This is a genomic window from Pseudomonas brassicacearum subsp. neoaurantiaca (assembly GCF_013608025.1).
Lineage (GTDB): Bacteria > Pseudomonadota > Gammaproteobacteria > Pseudomonadales > Pseudomonadaceae > Aquipseudomonas.
This window is the reverse complement of sequence record NZ_VDLV01000012.1, coordinates 135,641-150,338: the sequence shown is the minus strand read 5'-3', so window position 1 is coordinate 150,338 and position 14,698 is coordinate 135,641. Positions and strand designations below refer to the sequence as shown.

Here is a 14,698-nt window from a genome sequence, read left to right as displayed (position 1 = left end):
GTCAGGTCTCCAGTCAGGTTTAACGCGATGCGGTGGTTTCGAGCAGGCCGGCCGCCACGGCCAGTTGCCACAAACCACGCTCGGTGGCCTGTTCGGCCAGGGTCACCCGGGCGAAACCGCAGGCGTCGAGGGCCCGCTGGTAACGGGCGCAAAGTTGAGAGTTGCCGATCAGCACCACGGTCGGCAGGTGAACGCTGTTGCGCCGATGACGCTGCACGGCGGCCAGGGCCGTCAGCTCGTGGCCGATCAGGACGCCCGACAGGTAATCGGCCTGGGCGCTCGCGCCGAGCTCGCCGGTCAAGCCCAGGCTGCGGGCGCTGAACACCGTGGACAACGGGCCGGTCTGGCCATCCGCCGACAACGCCACCTGCACGCCGCGATCGAACGCCACGCCGTCGAACGCCGCGCCACGCTGCTGGGTGCGGCCGAGAATGCTGTGGTCACTGAGCACGGCGAAGATCTCGCCGGTCATGAAGGTGTCGAAATGGACGATGCAGCCGTCGGTCACTTCCACCCATTTCGAATGACTGCCCGGCAACCCGATCAGCACCGCTTCGTTCGGCAGGCTGTGCAACGCACCGAGCACCTGGGTTTCTTCGCCGCGCATCACATTGGGCAGGCGGGAACGTTGGATCACCCCTGGCACGATGTGAACATCGACACCACGAAGGCTCCGAACGACTTGTAGGGAATGTCCGAGATTCGCGACGTTTGCCGGCGTGTCGCAGTAGGGCGCTTCCCGCCAACCTTGGGCGCTGCCCACCATGCCGCAGGCAATGACGGGCAAGCCTGGCTGCGCATCCAGCCAATCGCCGCAGGCTTCATCAAAGGCCAGCTCAAAACCATCGGTGCAGACCTGGCCCGCCACGGTTCGCGGCCCGGACGGCAACTGCATGATCCCCGACGACAGCGAACGCTGTTCGAGCACCTCGCCTCCAGCGGCAAGTTTGTAAGCCCGTAATGAGGTGGTCCCCCAATCGAGCGCGATCAATTGCGCCTGCATCCGCTTCACCTGTTTTGTTTATTTGGCAGTGAGTGAGGCGGACTATAAACCCGGGCGCAGGAAAATCTCAATATATAAATATCACTCCCATATATTGGGATTTCAGCCATAACGGCAAAACCATCGCCATCCCGCCAAGACCCTGCTACGTTTTCTGACCGGACGCCAAACAACTCAGGGAAATAAGTGATGGGACAAACGCTGAAAATCCTCGGTCGCACTTCCTCGATCAACGTCAGAAAAGTCCTGTGGACTTGCCAGGAACTGGACATCGCCTACGAGCGCGAAGACTGGGGCATCGGCTTTGCGTCGACCCATGATCCGGCGTTCCTGGCACTCAACCCCAACGCCCAGGTGCCGGTGATCATTGATGAAAACGGCGTGCTCTGGGAGTCGAACACCATTTGCCGCTACCTCGTAGGTAAGCATCGGCGTGAAGATCTGCTACCCGTCGAACCTGCCGCACGAGCGCGTGTAGAGCAGTGGATGGATTGGCAAGCCACCGAGCTCAACCCGTCGTGGGGCGATGCGTTTTACGGACTGGTGCGCAAGCACCCGGATTTCCAGGACCCACGACTCATCGCCGCCGGCGTCAAACGCTGGAACGACAAGATGGGCTTGCTGGAACAACAACTGAACCACACCGGCGCTTACGTAGCCGGCGCGGACTTTTCCCTCGCGGACGTGCTCCTCGGCCTGTCCGCCCATCGCTGGCGCCAGACGCCCATGGAGCGTCCGGATTACCCGGCGGTGGCCGCTTATTGCAAGCGGCTCGAACAGCGGCCGGGGTTTGCCGAGTACGCGTCCGACGCGTACTCATGAACCTCAGTTGCCGTTAGCGAAGTCCCGCAGCACCTTGCCATCCATTCGATAGCGCACCCACTCTTCCTGCGGTTGCGCGCCGAGGGACTTGTAGAACTCGATGGCCGGGGTGTTCCAGTCCAGTACGCTCCACTCGAAGCGACCGCAATCGTTGTCGCAGGCGATCTTCGCCAGATGCCGCAACAGCGTCTTGCCCGCCCCGCCACCACGCTGTTCAGGCGTGATGTACAAGTCTTCGAGGTACAGGCAGTTGCTGCCCAGCCAGGTGGAATAGCTGAAGAAAAACACCGCGAAACCGATCGGCACGCCATCACGCAAGCAGATCAAGCCGTGGGCGGTCGCGCCTTCGCTGAACAGGCTGCGCTCGATGTCCGCAACGCTGGCGATGACTTCGTGGCGGGCTTTTTCGTAATCGGCAAGCTCGGTGATGAACGCAAGGATTTGAGGCGCATCGCTGGGTTGCGCGGGACGGATCTCGATCGACATGAACGGGCCTTGTAGCCAATTGAAAGCGCCATACTAAGCCGCCCGGCGGCGCTCGTCACATCTTCTGCTGACAAACTTGCACAGCGCCGTTCGTCGCCCCTCAGGCACCAACCCCGCTCCAGCGCGGCCAAAAATCTGGCAAGCATTCCAAAAAATGGAGGCGACACCATGATCAACTCAAGGCTGACTGCATTTACCTTCGCCGCAATGCTGTCCTCGGCGGCATTCGCGGCCACGACCTCAGGCACCGGACCAACCGACCCGGTCCAGGCACCGAACTCGCCCGCCACCCAAGGCTTGCCCAAATTGAACACCGACGGCACCGGCGGCGGTAGCCTGAACAATGGCCAGCCACCTGCGACGGGCACCGATCCACGGGTCCAAGGCAACGACACGGGTCGTCAGGGTGGCATGAACACTCCCGACTCCACCGCCCCGGACAACGCCGAGACTGGCGTGGGTTCAAAAACCACCACCGGAGGCTCGGGCTCTGAAGGTGGCGCCGCCAGCCAGTAGGCTCTACTGGACACTGAGGAGGAGACATCCCATGCCTCGTGGAAGCAAAGAGAAATACACCGACAAGCAAAAGCGCAAGGCCGAGCACATCGAAGAGAGCTATGAGCAGAAAGGTGTGTCGGAAGGCGAGGCCGAGGCTCGAGCCTGGGCCACCGTCAACAAGCAGTCCGGCGGCGGCGAACGCTCCGGCGGCTCCGGCAAGAAAAAACCGGCCGAGGCGAAACAGTCCGACCGCAAGGAATCAGCCCGCCGCGCCGCCAAGACCCGCGAAGGTCATCCGCGCACCAGCAAAGCCTCCCATGAGGCCCAGACCGTGGACAGCCTGATGAAGGAAGCCCGGGCGAAAAACATTCCCGGGCGGTCAAAGATGCGCAAGCAGGAGCTGGTCGAGGCGTTGCGCAAGGCTGGGTGATGGTTGACGTCTGTGAGGACGTCTTCGCGAGCAGGCTCGCTCCCACAGGGTCTGTGATGCACCTCAGGACTTGTGGCCGGCACAAAAACCAGTGGGAGCGAGCTTGCTCGCGAAAGCGGTGGGTCAGCTAAGACAGTATTGAATGTGCCAACGCCATCGCGAGCAAGCTCGCTCCCACACTGGCTCTGCGCTGCGCCGAGGTTCTGAGCCCAGCACAAAAACTGTGGGAGCGAGCCTGCTCGCGAAAGCGGTGGATCAGCTCAGGAAGTATTGAATGTGCCAACGCCATCGCGAGCAAGCTCGCTCCCACAGGGTTTGTGATGCACCTCAGGACTTATGGCCGGCACAAAAACCTGTGGGAGCGAGCTTGCTCGCGAAAGCGGTAGATCAGTCACCAACGATCTTCAACGCTGTTTCAACCGGTCAATCACCACCGCCAGCAGCAAGATCGAGCCGCGGATGACGTACTGGTAGAACGTGTCGATGTTTTTCAGGTTCATCGCGTTTTCGATGATCGCCAGGATCAGCACGCCGGCGATGACATGGCGGATCATGCCGATGCCGCCGCTCAACGAAACCCCACCCAGCACGCAGGCCGAGATCACCGTCAGCTCGAAGCCTTGGCCGATCATCGGTTGGCCCGAAGTCATGCGCGACGCCAGGATCACGCCCGCCAGCGCACCAATAACACCGTGTACGGCGAAGATGATGATCTTGGTGCGATCAACGTTCACCCCTGCCAACAACGCAGCTTCCTGGTTGCCACCGATGGCCATGGTGTTGCGCCCGTAGGTGGTGTAGTTCAGCAACCAGCCGAAGAACAGGAAGCAGGCAATGGTGATCAGGATCGGCACCGGCACGCCAAACAACTGGCCGTTGCCGAAGACGAAGAAAGATTCCTCGGAGACACCGACCGCTTTACCGTTGGCAAAGATATAGGCCAGGCCACGAACGATCTGCATGGTCGCCAGTGTGGTAATCAGCGCATTGACCCGCAGTTTCGCGATCACGATGCCGTTGATCAGGCCAACGATCAGCCCCATCACCAGCGCCGCGCTGACCCCGAGGAAAACGCTGTCGGTGTCGCGCATCACCACCGCCGCGACCACACCGGCACAGGCAATCACCGAACCGACCGATAAGTCGAAGTGCCCGGACGCCAGGCAATACAACATCGTGCAAGCCGCGATGCCAGTGGTGGAAATCGCCAGGCCCAGGCCGCGCATGTTCAGCGGTGACAGGAAATTGTCGATCATCAGGGTGCAGAGCACGAAGATACCGATGGCCGCCAGCAACATGACCCAGTCGTCGAGGAAGCGGCGCAGGTCCAGGGGTTTGCGTGCCGTTGGCAGTGCATTGTTTTGAATGGTCATGATTTACCTCTCAGTTCGCCGCGTCGGCAACGCGTTGGCGCGGCAGCGCCAGTTGCAGCAGGTTGGATTCGTTGGCCTGGTCACGCGGCAGCTCGCCACGCATGGCCCCTTCGCAGAGCACCAGGATTCGGTCGGAAATGCCCATCACTTCCATCAGGTCGCTGGACACCACAATCACCGCGATGCCGTCGGCCGCCAGGTTGTGGATAATCTGGTAGATCTCGGCCTTGGCACCGATGTCGATACCACGGGTCGGCTCGTCCAGCAGCAGGACTTTCATCGGCATCGACAGCCAGCGACCCAGAATCGCCTTCTGCTGGTTGCCGCCGGACAGGTACATGATTTTCTGGCTCGCCGCCGGAGTCTTCACTTTCAGCGACTTGATCTGCTTGTCGGCATTGCCCCGCTCCCAGTCCCCACGCAACAGGCAACCCAGCGCGGAATGAGCCGGACGGGCGCTGATGTTGATGTTTTCGCCCACGCTGCCCAACGGGATGATGCCTTCTTTCTTGCGGTCTTCCGGGCAGAGCAGCACGCCAGCGCCGATGGCATCACGGGGTGAACGCAGCTTCAGCTCCTTGCCGTGCAGCACCAGGCTGCCCTCGCTCTGGCGCTCCAGGCCACTGAGCAAGCGCAGCAGCTCCGTGCGACCGGCGCCGACCAGCCCGAACAGGCCGAGAATCTCGCCCTTGTGCACCTGGAAACTCACCGGTTCGCGCAAGCCCGGCCCGAGCAGGCCTTTTACCTGCAACGCGACATCGCCGCGCTCCCGAGGGCGGTAGTCATAAATGTCCTCGATATCGCGACCGACCATGCAGGTGACCAATTGATCATGGGTGAGCTCGCTCATGTTCTCGAAGGTGCGGACATAACGACCATCCTTGAAGACCGTCACCGCATTACAGATGCGGAACACCTCTTCCATGCGGTGGCTGACGTACAGCACCACTTTGCCCTCGTCCCGCAGGCGGGCGATGATCGCCATCAACCGGTCGATTTCCCGGGCCGACAGGCTGCTGGTCGGCTCGTCGAAGGCGATGACGTGGGCGCCACGGGACAAGGCCTTGGCGATTTCCACCAGTTGGCGCTGGCCAAGGGACAGGCGACCGACTTTTTCCTGTGGGTCAATTTCGTCCGCCAGGCCTTTGAGCAGCGTCAACGCCTGCTGGCGCAGCACGCCGCGATTGACCAGGCCGAAACGCGCCGGCAAGTGACCGAGGAACAGGTTCTCCGCGACGGTCATTTCCGGCACCAGGTGCAATTCCTGGTGAATCACCGCGACACCGCTGGCGATGCTGTCGGCAGTGCCTTTGAAGGCCATCGTCTGCTCGCCGATCTGCAAGTCACCGCTGCTCGGAATGTAGGCGCCTCCGAGAATCTTGAGCAAGGTGGACTTGCCCGCGCCGTTCTCGCCCATCAAGGCATGCACCTGCCCCGGATGCGCGACGAAACTGATATTGGCCAGCGCCTGCACGCCGGGAAAGGATTTACCGATCCCATTGAATCGCAAGCTGCCGCCGATGTTATGTTGCCGTGTCGCTGTTTGCGCTTGCATAACCACCTCGAACTTACAGAGATCAAGCGACCCGGTCACGCCTGTGACCAGGGCCGCTTTTGAATCAATCGGCCATCAGTTCCACAGGCCGATCTTTTCCAGCTCCTGCTTGAAGTTCTCCCGGGTGATCAGCGTCACCTCGTCCATGGCGGTGTACTTCGGCGGCTCCTTGCCGGTGGTGATCCACTCGTACATCATTTCGGCGGTCTTGTAGCCTTCGATGTGCGGGCTTGGCAGCATCGAACCGAAGAAGCCGCTTTTCGGTTTCTTCAGCTCACCGATGGCATCGGTGCCGTTGATGCCGATGCCGATCACATTGTCTGCCTTGAAGCCGGCGGCTTCGGTGGCGCGCACGCCGCCCAGCACGGTGTTGTCGTTCATGCCGCCGATGATCAGGTTTTTCGCAGCGCTTGGCAGCTTCACCAACGCCGAGTTGGTGGAGTCCATGCTGCCCGGCACGTCGAGGGTCTTGAGCGCCGTGAACAGGATATGGTCTTCCGGCATCCCGGCTTTTTTCAGGGCATCGACCGAACCGTCAGTGCGCTTCTTGCCAGTGTCCAGCTCGTTGAAGGTGTTGACTACAGCGTAGGTTTCCTTCCAGTCCCAGTTGCGTTTTTTCGCTTCAGCGGCCATCGCCGCGCCTTGCTTCTGGCCGACCTCGAACGCCGCCATGCCCAGGTAAGGCACGTCTTCCATGAACTTGCCCTTGGAATCGACAAAACGGTCGTCGACGGCAATTACCTTGAGATCATTGAGTTTGGCCTTGGCCATGATGGCCGGGCCGAGGGACACGTCTGGCGGGCAGATCACGAAGCCCTTGGCACCGTTGGCGGCGAGGCTGTCGATGGCCGAGAGGGTTTTCTCACCGTCAGGCACGGCGATCTTGATCAATTGGAAGCCTTTGTCCTTGGCCGCCTTCTCGGCGAACGCCCACTCGGTCTGGAACCAAGGTTCCTCTGCCTGTTTGACCAGGAAACCGATTTTTACCGGATCGGCCGCGAGCAAGTGGCTGCTGAGGCTGACCGCGGTCACCGCCAGGGCGGCGCGACACAGGGAACGGATCCCACGACGATGTTTCATAGCTGACTCCTTGTTTTTTTTATTGAAAGCCAAACGTCCAGGGGTCTGCTCCACGTAGGTGGAAATGCGCAGGCTGGTCGCTCAAATCGTGTTACTGCACAGCATAGGTCTAAATAGTCATATCGTATGATGATTGGATTACAGGCGAAGTTTCCTACCGCAATCCAAGAATGTTCAGTCGTGGTACATGACCGAACGTCCACCATCGATGGTGATGCATGAGGCATTGATAAACGGTGCTTCGTCACTGGCCAGGAACACAGCCGTCATTGCCACTTCGATCGGCTGCCCGATGCGCCGTGGCGGGTGCAGATCCAGCGCGCGCTGGCGTTCGGCATGGGGATCGGCGAAGCCGTTCCAGTAATCGATGTTCAGCTGAGTCTCGATGTAGCCCGGCGCAATGGCATTCACGCGCACACCCTTGGGCGCGTACTCGATGCCCAGGGCACGGGTCAGGCCCAGCAGCCCATGCTTGGCGACGGGATACGGGAAACAGCCCGGAATGATGTGGGACGAATGGGTCGAGGCAATGTTGATGATGCTGCCCACGCCCTGCTCGATCATTTGCGGCAATACCGCCTTGCAACCGTACCAGGCGCCATCCAGGTCGATGGCGAAGCAGCGACGCCAATCCTCTTCGGTCATTTCCAGCGGATCGCGGAACACATTGACACCAGCGCAGTTCACCAGCACATCGATGCGGCCGTGCAGTTCAATAGCCCGGCGGGCCATGGCGTGCAGATCCTGCTGGTTCGAAACGTCGACCTTAAGCGCCTGGACATCGGCGCCTTGTCCACGCCAATGGACAGCGACGGCTTCGACCTTTTCCGCCTGGATATCGCTGATCACCAGTCGCGCCTGTTGCGACGCGAATGCGGCCACGATTGCCTCGCCGATGCCTTGGGCCGCACCGGTCAGTAACACGACTTTGTCTTTCAGTCGCTGGCCTTTTGGAGGCTCGGCCACGGGCGGCAAACGCAGCATGTCAGCCATGGATCATGGCTCCTGCAAGCAGGCACGACAAAAACCGGACATCCATGGATGGCCGGCCAGACAGAGCCTGAACGAGGAATTGCTCGCGGACGTCGCCGGGGCGTCCGAGAAAAGATCGATGCATCGCTTCACCTGTTTTGTTTTTTTAGTGTGAGTGCGTATTGCTGATGGAGCCGACTATAAACCCGACCGCCAAATAATCTCAATATATATATTTACATCCCATATTTTGGGATTTAACCAGCGAACCGCGTACAAGCCACGCCCGGCACATCGACGCGCATCGACAACACCGCACCGTCCAGCGGATGACCGAGCGGACTGGCCGCACTGGTGATGTACAGCGTCTTGAGATCTTCTCCTCCGAATACACAACTGGTCGGGCGACTGACCGGCAATTCGATCACTCGATCGACGTGGCCGTCCGGATGCAAGCGCAGCAGGCAGCTGCCGTCCCAGCGAGCGTTCCAGACATAGCCCCGCGCATCCATGGCCGAACCGTCCGGGCCGCCACGGGAATGGGGCCCGAACCAGACTTCAGCCGGCGCCAGCTTGCCATCGGGATAAATGAAATGGCGGTACAGCGTGCCGTCCAGGCTTTCGCCGAAATACACCGTCGTGCCATCGGGGCTCCACAGCAGCGTGTTGGGAATGCCCAGGCCGCGCAGCAACGGCATCACACGGCCATCGGTTCCGACACGGAACAGGCCGCCGGAACGGCGCTCGACAGGCAGGTCTTCGCCATTCTCGCCAATATTGTTCTGCATGGTACCGAGCCAGAGCTGGCCCAACGCGTCGCAGCGGGCTTCGTTGGCGCGATTACCTGGCTGCGGATCGGCCATGCACAGCAGCTTCAGGCGCGGCTCCAACCCTGGCGAATCGAGATCCAAGCGATAGACGCCGCTGCTCAGCGTGACCAAGGCGTCGCCGCTCTGGGTCGGGATAAACGCCGAGACGTGTTCGGGCATCTGCCAGATCTGTACGTTCGCGCCAATCAGCCGCAGCGCCTGCTTGCCGGCGATGTCGACCCAATACAGTGCCTGAGTCGGCTCATCCCAGAATGGCCCCTCGCCCAGCTTCGCGCGGTGTTCCGTCAAGGCCGTCCACTTCATTGAATCCTCCTGTTCCCGGGTTTCCCGGCGTTATCTGTCCGACCGGCCATGACATTTGGGTAAAAGCGCTTGATGGCCAGGTCTGCGTTATCGATCAAAGTCATGCAGGCCCAGACGCCGCGCGTCGCGTCCCGGGCGGCGATCGCCTCGGCAATGTCCTTGTGGATCGGCAAGGTGCGGCGCAGTTCGTCCGGGTCGGCCGCCGACACCTCGAACGAAACCGCCAGCAGCGCGCCCAGGGCCGGGACCATTTGCTCGATGAATTGATTGTGGCTGGCGGCGAGGATGCATTCATGGAAGAACTGGTCGGCGCGGTTGTAATCCGCGCCGCTGTCCACCGCCCGCTCCAAGGCATGATAGGCCACGCGGATCGCCTGCACCTGCTCGGCCGTCGCCCGTTCGCAGGCCCAGCGGACGGCCATGGGTTCGATGGTGCGTCGTAGGTCCAACAGGTCATCGACGAAGTTTTCCGGCAGCCCGCTGCGTGACAGCCAGCCGACCACTTGCGGATCAAACAGATTCCAGCGGCGCACCGGCAGCACTCGCGTGCCGACCTTCGGCCCGACTTCCAGCATGCCTTTGGCGACCAGGGTCTTGATGGCCTCGCGAATGACCGTGCGGCTGACGCCCAGTTGCTCGCCCAGGTCTGCTTCGACCTTGATGGTTTGCCCAGGCTTGACCTGGCCGGCGGCGATCCAGCCCCCCAGCCAATCGACGGTCGATGCGTGAAAACTGCTGGACATGAATACCCCGTGGGCGTTTTTTGTTAGGCGCCCACGCTAATCATCATATGATTGGGTGTCAATTTGAATTTTGCCTAACCACTTTGGGAGCGGGCTTGCTCGCGATTGTGGTGGGTCAGCTGAAGCAGATATTGGATGGGCCGGCGCCTTCGCGAGCAAGCTCGCTCCCACATCGGATGTGTTGATACACAGATTTTGTGAACGCCCAGAACCCATGTGGGAGCGAGCCTGCTCGCGAAAGCGGCGCCTCGGTGCTCAGAGGGTCAGGGTTCGAGGCCGATGGGGAAAAACTCGCCACCACTCCAGACGCCCAACCAACGCTGCCCATCGATCTCGCGGCTGACCGCCAGCTCCACCAGTTGATAGAACACGTTGCGATGGATCAAGGCTTCGAGGTTGCTGCGCACATGCACGTAGGGCGCCGGTTCCTGGGTCTGGGGATCGATCACCACGCGCATCGGATGTTCCGGGCCGGCTTCGGTGGATTCCTCGACATTGGTGGTGAAGCGCAACAACTGCCCTTCTCCCTGCCCTTCGACTTCCAAGGTCACGGCCACGAACGGCGCGTCATCGACCTTGATGCCAACTTTTTCCACAGGAGTAATCAGGAAGTAATCATCGCCGTCGCGGCGGATAATGGTGGAGAACAGCTTGACCATCGGCTTGCGTCCGATGGGCGTGCCCAGGTAATACCAGGTGCCGTCCCGGGCGATACGCATGTCGATGTCGCCGCAGAAGTCAGGGTTCCACAAGTGGACCGGCGGCAGGCCTTTGGTCTTGGGGATCTGCCCCAGCAGGTCATTGGCTTTTTGCGGTCCGCTCATGGTGTCTCCTTCTGTTTATTCGTCGCTCATCCCCAGCAGGCTGCGGGCGTACTCACGCAACGGCGTGGCGATGAGGTCTTGTGGCTGCTTGTCGTGCAACGTCAGCAAACCGCCACGGCTCTTGATGCGTGCAGTATCAATCAAATACTGGGTGCTGGTCTCGATCAACATGATTTGAATCACGCTGGTGTCGACGCCCAGGCGATCCACGGCCTCTTCATCCAACCATTCGTCGGTGTTGCCGATGCGGTTGTCGGCCTTGGCGAAGCGGGTGTAAAGCAAGTAATGGGCACCGGCGGCCCGCGCTTCGCCCATCGCCTGGTCGAGACCTTCCGGGACTCGGGCGCGACGAACCATCGGGAAATATTCGATGAAACCGTTGAAGGCTTCTTCTGCCACGACGTTAGGCCGCGGATAGGCGCTGCCTGGCGGAGCGAAAGCGCCCTGGGCGATGTAGATAAAGGAGTCCGGCTGGATGCGCAGGTTGTTCACACGGCGACTGTCGCTATGGTCCAGCAGACCGGCGTCGCTCATGTGATAACGAACGCCCTCCCCCATGTCGCTGACATTCATGCAGCCACCAAGCGTCAAAACGGTCAGCAGCAAAAACAGGCTACGCATCCTATCCTCCAAAAACCGGTGACGGAAAACCGGCGAATGGCCGTGGGATGCAGCTTTTGCGCCAGCTTGATGGGGGGATGGTTCGTTATTCCTGTGGCGAGGGGATTTATCCCCACTGGGTGCGAAGCGCCCCCAAAGGATAGAAATGTTCGACCCGATTCTCCGAGGCGATAGTTCCGAAGGTTGCTACGCAACCCAGCGGGGATAAATCCCCTCGCCACAGCAGCCTTTTCAACCACCGATGATTTTCATGATGGTCGCACCGCCGGAGAACGCCACTTCCTGCTTGTCTCCCAATGCCTTGACCAGCAGACGCTGGAGCGCCGGCAAGGCTTGGTGGCGAGGCTTGTCCAGCAGATCGCCGACGAAGTGACGGTTACTCGACGACAGGCAGCCGTGCAGCCAGCCCGTTGAAGACAACCGCAGTCGCGAACAGGTACGGCAAAACGGCACGCTTTCGTTGGCGATCACGCCAAAGTGCCCCAAGCCCGGAATCTCATAACGCACCGCCGTGGCATCCACCGGCGCATCGGCTTGCAGATATTCGTATTGCTCGCCAATCAGGCTCAGCAGTTGCTGGAGACTGACGAACTGTTGCAGGAACGCGTTGGAATCGCTGGCCAGATGGCCCATGCGCATCAACTCGATGAAGCGCAGTTCATAGCCACGTTCCAGGCAGTACTGGAGCAATGGCATCACCTGATCGAGGTTTTGCCCGCGCAACGGCACCATGTTGACCTTGATCTTCATCCCGGCGGCCCGTGCCTGCTCCATGCCGTCGAGCACGGTCGCCAGGTCGCCGCCACGGGCGATGCTGCGAAACGCTGCGGGGTCCAAAGTGTCGAGGGAAACGTTGATTCGTCGGATGCCGGCATTTACCAGCAGAGGAAGCTTCTTCGCCAGCAATTGGCCGTTGGTGGTCAGGCTGATGTCATCCAGCCCCATCTGCCCCACCGCCATCATGAAGGTCTCCAGCTTGGGGCTGACCAGCGGCTCGCCGCCAGTAATGCGCAACCGCTCGATGCCGGCGGCCTCGATCAGATAAGCCACGCCTCGCGCCATGGCCTCGGCCGACAGTTCATCCTGCGCAGCCACCAGCCGCTTGCCATCAGGCACGCAGTAGGTACAGGCGTAATTGCAGGCTGAAGTCAGGCTGATCCGCAAATTGCGAAAACGCCTGCCTTGACGGTCAACGATCATGGATCACTCCGGCGAAAGAAGAATCGGGCCCGCGAAAATTGACCTAGAAATCAAGTTTTCGCAAGACCCAAGCCTGAGTATATTCCTGGGGCACTGCGCCATGTAAGCGGACATGGCGCAATCAGGTAGCTGAATGCCTCAACTGCTCGGGGCTTCCGGGTCGCGCTTGCGCTTGTTGCCCATGCGCACACCGATATCCATCAGGAACTGGAAGAAACCTTCCTGATCTTCGAGCACGTTGCTCCAGAACGGCGAGTGATACAGCGCCACCGCGCCATGCACCAGCGCCCAGGCAGCGCAGTAGTGGAAATAAGGCGGCACGTCTTCGAGCTTGCCTTCGCTGATCCGGCCTTTGATCAACAGGGTCAGGCGATCGAAGTTCGACGCGCGGATCTTGTGCAGCTCCTCGACCATCTCTGGCACTTGGTTGCCCTTGACCACCTTCTCTTCCAAGCGATCGAACAGGCGGTAACGCTGCGGATCGCACATACGGAACTCGAAGTAGGCACGGGACAGGGCTTCCTTGTCCTTGTCGACATCGGCCGAATGCAGGAGCTCGTTCAAATCGCGCTCGTAATCGAGCATCAGGCGCAGGTAGATCTCGGCCTTGGATTTGAAGTGTTTATAGATCGTGCCTTTGCCGATACCCACGGCATCCGCAATCATCTCGACGGTGACGCTGTCTTCGCCCTGGTCGAGGAACAACTTGAGCGCGGTGTCGAGAATTTCCTGCTCGCGGCGACGAAACTCACGGACCTTACGGGGTTCTTTGTGCATAAGAAAAAGGTCTGAAGGGTCAAAATTCGAAGCCGGGTATTATGCCTAACTTACGCAAAAATGCACGGATCATCCGTTCTGGGCCGCAGATCTCAACAAAACCGCGCAACTCCGGCTCCTCCGTTTCAGCTCGTGCCATATCGCCGCGCGGGCGTCAGGCAGTGAGAACCTATCCGAAGCGAACGTATTCCAAATTTGTTTAAAAACCAACCCGATGAAACTGGACGCACTGCCATAGTGATCAATACTTGAACTGTCGGCGCGACATCTCCCCCAAGTGACGTGCCGATAAAGGTGCCAACGGACCGCGTGCCTTTGTTTTACTCCTAATGGTCTTAACCCGGATTCACCCCCCAGAACCCGGGTTTTTTTTGCCTCGGTTTCAGGCCATCGGCGAACGGACGCGCGCCAATGGGAACAGCCGCTTGAAGTTTTCGGTGGTTTGTTCCGCGAACCGGCCATAGGATTCGCCCCGCAACATCGCCAGGAATTCCGCCACTTCCCGCACGTATTGCGGAAGGTTTGGCTTACCGCGATACGGGATCGGCGCCAGGTAAGGCGAGTCGGTCTCGACCAAGAGGCGATCGGCCGGCACCTTGCTGGCAACGTCGCGCAAGGCGTCGGCATTACGGAACGTGACGATACCGGACAAGGAAATGTAATAACCCATGTCCAGCGCAGCCTTGGCCATGTCCCAATCTTCAGTGAAGCAATGCAACACACCGGCCTGGGGCAACGCCGCGTCGCGCAACAGGGCCAAGGTATCGGCCCGGGCCCCACGGGTGTGGATAATCACCGGTTTGCCGGTCTGTCTTGCGGCTTCAAGATGCAAGCGGAACGACGCCTGCTGTACCTCGGCGGCCTCCGGCTCGTAGTGATAATCGAGACCGGTTTCGCCGATGGCGACGACCCGAGGATGGTCGAGTTCATGCAGCAGCCAATCCAGGGCGGGCGAAGCGTCCGGTTGTACGTCCAACGGGTGGATGCCGACCGAACAATCGACATCCTCGTAACGTTCGGCCAGTACCTTGACGTCGGCGGCGTTGTCGGCGCTGACGCCGATGCACAGGAAATGTCCGACGCCCCGCTGGCGCGCGGCATCCAGCGCGGCGTCCAGGGAACCACCGTGGGCGGCAAGGTCGAGGCGATCGAGGTGGCAATGAGAGTCTACGAGCATAAGG

General features: G+C 60.4%; 16 protein-coding genes. 3 read left to right on the top strand and 13 right to left on the bottom strand.

Going from position 1 to position 14,698, the window contains the following annotated elements:
- Positions 1–19: 19 nt before the first annotated feature.
- A complete protein-coding gene (locus FHK92_RS10405; protein WP_181287966.1) occupies positions 20–1,003 on the bottom strand; it encodes a 2-dehydro-3-deoxygalactonokinase in 984 nt (327 codons plus the stop codon).
- Between the two features lie 189 nt (positions 1,004–1,192).
- Here FHK92_RS10405 and FHK92_RS10400 point away from each other — a divergent pair, with 189 nt between their 5' ends.
- Complete coding sequence (locus FHK92_RS10400) at positions 1,193–1,825, top strand: glutathione S-transferase family protein (protein WP_181287965.1); 633 nt, start codon at positions 1,193–1,195, stop codon at positions 1,823–1,825.
- A gap of 3 nt (positions 1,826–1,828) precedes the next feature.
- Here FHK92_RS10400 and FHK92_RS10395 read toward each other — a convergent pair whose 3' ends face one another.
- Entirely contained in the window at positions 1,829–2,311 is a 483-nt protein-coding gene (locus FHK92_RS10395) for a GNAT family N-acetyltransferase (protein ID WP_014339485.1), read from the bottom strand.
- A gap of 168 nt (positions 2,312–2,479) precedes the next feature.
- Between FHK92_RS10395 and FHK92_RS10390 the strand changes: the two genes are divergently transcribed.
- Complete coding sequence (locus FHK92_RS10390) at positions 2,480–2,827, top strand: hypothetical protein (RefSeq protein WP_181287964.1); 348 nt, start codon at positions 2,480–2,482, stop codon at positions 2,825–2,827.
- Positions 2,828–2,858: 31 nt separating this feature from the next.
- Positions 2,859–3,239 carry a Rho termination factor N-terminal domain-containing protein gene (locus FHK92_RS10385; RefSeq protein WP_181287963.1) on the top strand — a complete coding sequence of 127 codons (381 nt, stop codon included), beginning with the start codon at positions 2,859–2,861 and terminating at the stop codon, positions 3,237–3,239.
- Positions 3,240–3,643: 404 nt separating this feature from the next.
- On the opposite strand, the gene araH is transcribed toward FHK92_RS10385, so the two are convergent.
- The 11 genes from araH to FHK92_RS10330 all read right to left on the bottom strand — a co-directional run bounded on the left by araH (position 3,644) and on the right by FHK92_RS10330 (position 14,694).
- Complete coding sequence (gene araH, locus FHK92_RS10380) at positions 3,644–4,612, bottom strand: L-arabinose ABC transporter permease AraH (protein WP_181287962.1); 969 nt, start codon at positions 4,610–4,612, stop codon at positions 3,644–3,646.
- 10 nt (positions 4,613–4,622) lie between these two features.
- On the bottom strand, positions 4,623–6,167 hold the full coding sequence (araG, locus tag FHK92_RS10375) for an L-arabinose ABC transporter ATP-binding protein AraG (protein WP_181287961.1): 1,545 nt from the start codon (positions 6,165–6,167) through the stop codon (positions 4,623–4,625).
- 75 nt (positions 6,168–6,242) lie between these two features.
- Positions 6,243–7,247 (bottom strand): substrate-binding domain-containing protein, encoded by a 1,005-nt coding sequence (locus FHK92_RS10370; protein ID WP_181287960.1) that lies wholly within the window; start codon positions 7,245–7,247, stop codon positions 6,243–6,245.
- 174 nt (positions 7,248–7,421) lie between these two features.
- The gene (locus FHK92_RS10365) at positions 7,422–8,240 is read right to left on the bottom strand and encodes an SDR family oxidoreductase (RefSeq protein ID WP_181287959.1); all 819 of its coding nucleotides are present in this window, start codon (positions 8,238–8,240) and stop codon (positions 7,422–7,424) included.
- A 236-nt stretch (positions 8,241–8,476) separates the two neighbouring features.
- Positions 8,477–9,352, bottom strand: coding sequence for an SMP-30/gluconolactonase/LRE family protein (locus tag FHK92_RS10360; protein ID WP_181287958.1), 876 nt, complete (start codon positions 9,350–9,352; stop codon positions 8,477–8,479).
- Positions 9,349–10,095: a FadR/GntR family transcriptional regulator gene (locus FHK92_RS10355; protein WP_181287957.1), complete on the bottom strand. Its 747-nt coding sequence runs from the start codon at positions 10,093–10,095 to the stop codon at positions 9,349–9,351. The genes FHK92_RS10360 and FHK92_RS10355 overlap by 4 nt, the downstream gene beginning before the upstream one ends.
- Before the next feature lie 263 nt (positions 10,096–10,358).
- Complete coding sequence (locus tag FHK92_RS10350) at positions 10,359–10,919, bottom strand: DUF1285 domain-containing protein (RefSeq protein WP_181287956.1); 561 nt, start codon at positions 10,917–10,919, stop codon at positions 10,359–10,361.
- 15 nt (positions 10,920–10,934) lie between these two features.
- Positions 10,935–11,540, bottom strand: a complete 606-nt coding sequence (locus FHK92_RS10345; protein ID WP_030137717.1) for a DUF4823 domain-containing protein — start codon at positions 11,538–11,540, stop codon at positions 10,935–10,937.
- Positions 11,541–11,771: 231 nt separating this feature from the next.
- Positions 11,772–12,740: a GTP 3',8-cyclase MoaA gene (locus tag FHK92_RS10340; RefSeq protein ID WP_181287955.1), complete on the bottom strand. Its 969-nt coding sequence runs from the start codon at positions 12,738–12,740 to the stop codon at positions 11,772–11,774.
- 138 nt (positions 12,741–12,878) lie between these two features.
- Positions 12,879–13,517, bottom strand: coding sequence for a TetR/AcrR family transcriptional regulator (locus FHK92_RS10335; protein WP_181287954.1), 639 nt, complete (start codon positions 13,515–13,517; stop codon positions 12,879–12,881).
- Between the two features lie 382 nt (positions 13,518–13,899).
- Complete coding sequence (locus FHK92_RS10330) at positions 13,900–14,694, bottom strand: TatD family hydrolase (RefSeq protein WP_181287953.1); 795 nt, start codon at positions 14,692–14,694, stop codon at positions 13,900–13,902.
- Between the last annotated feature and the right edge of the window lie 4 nt (positions 14,695–14,698).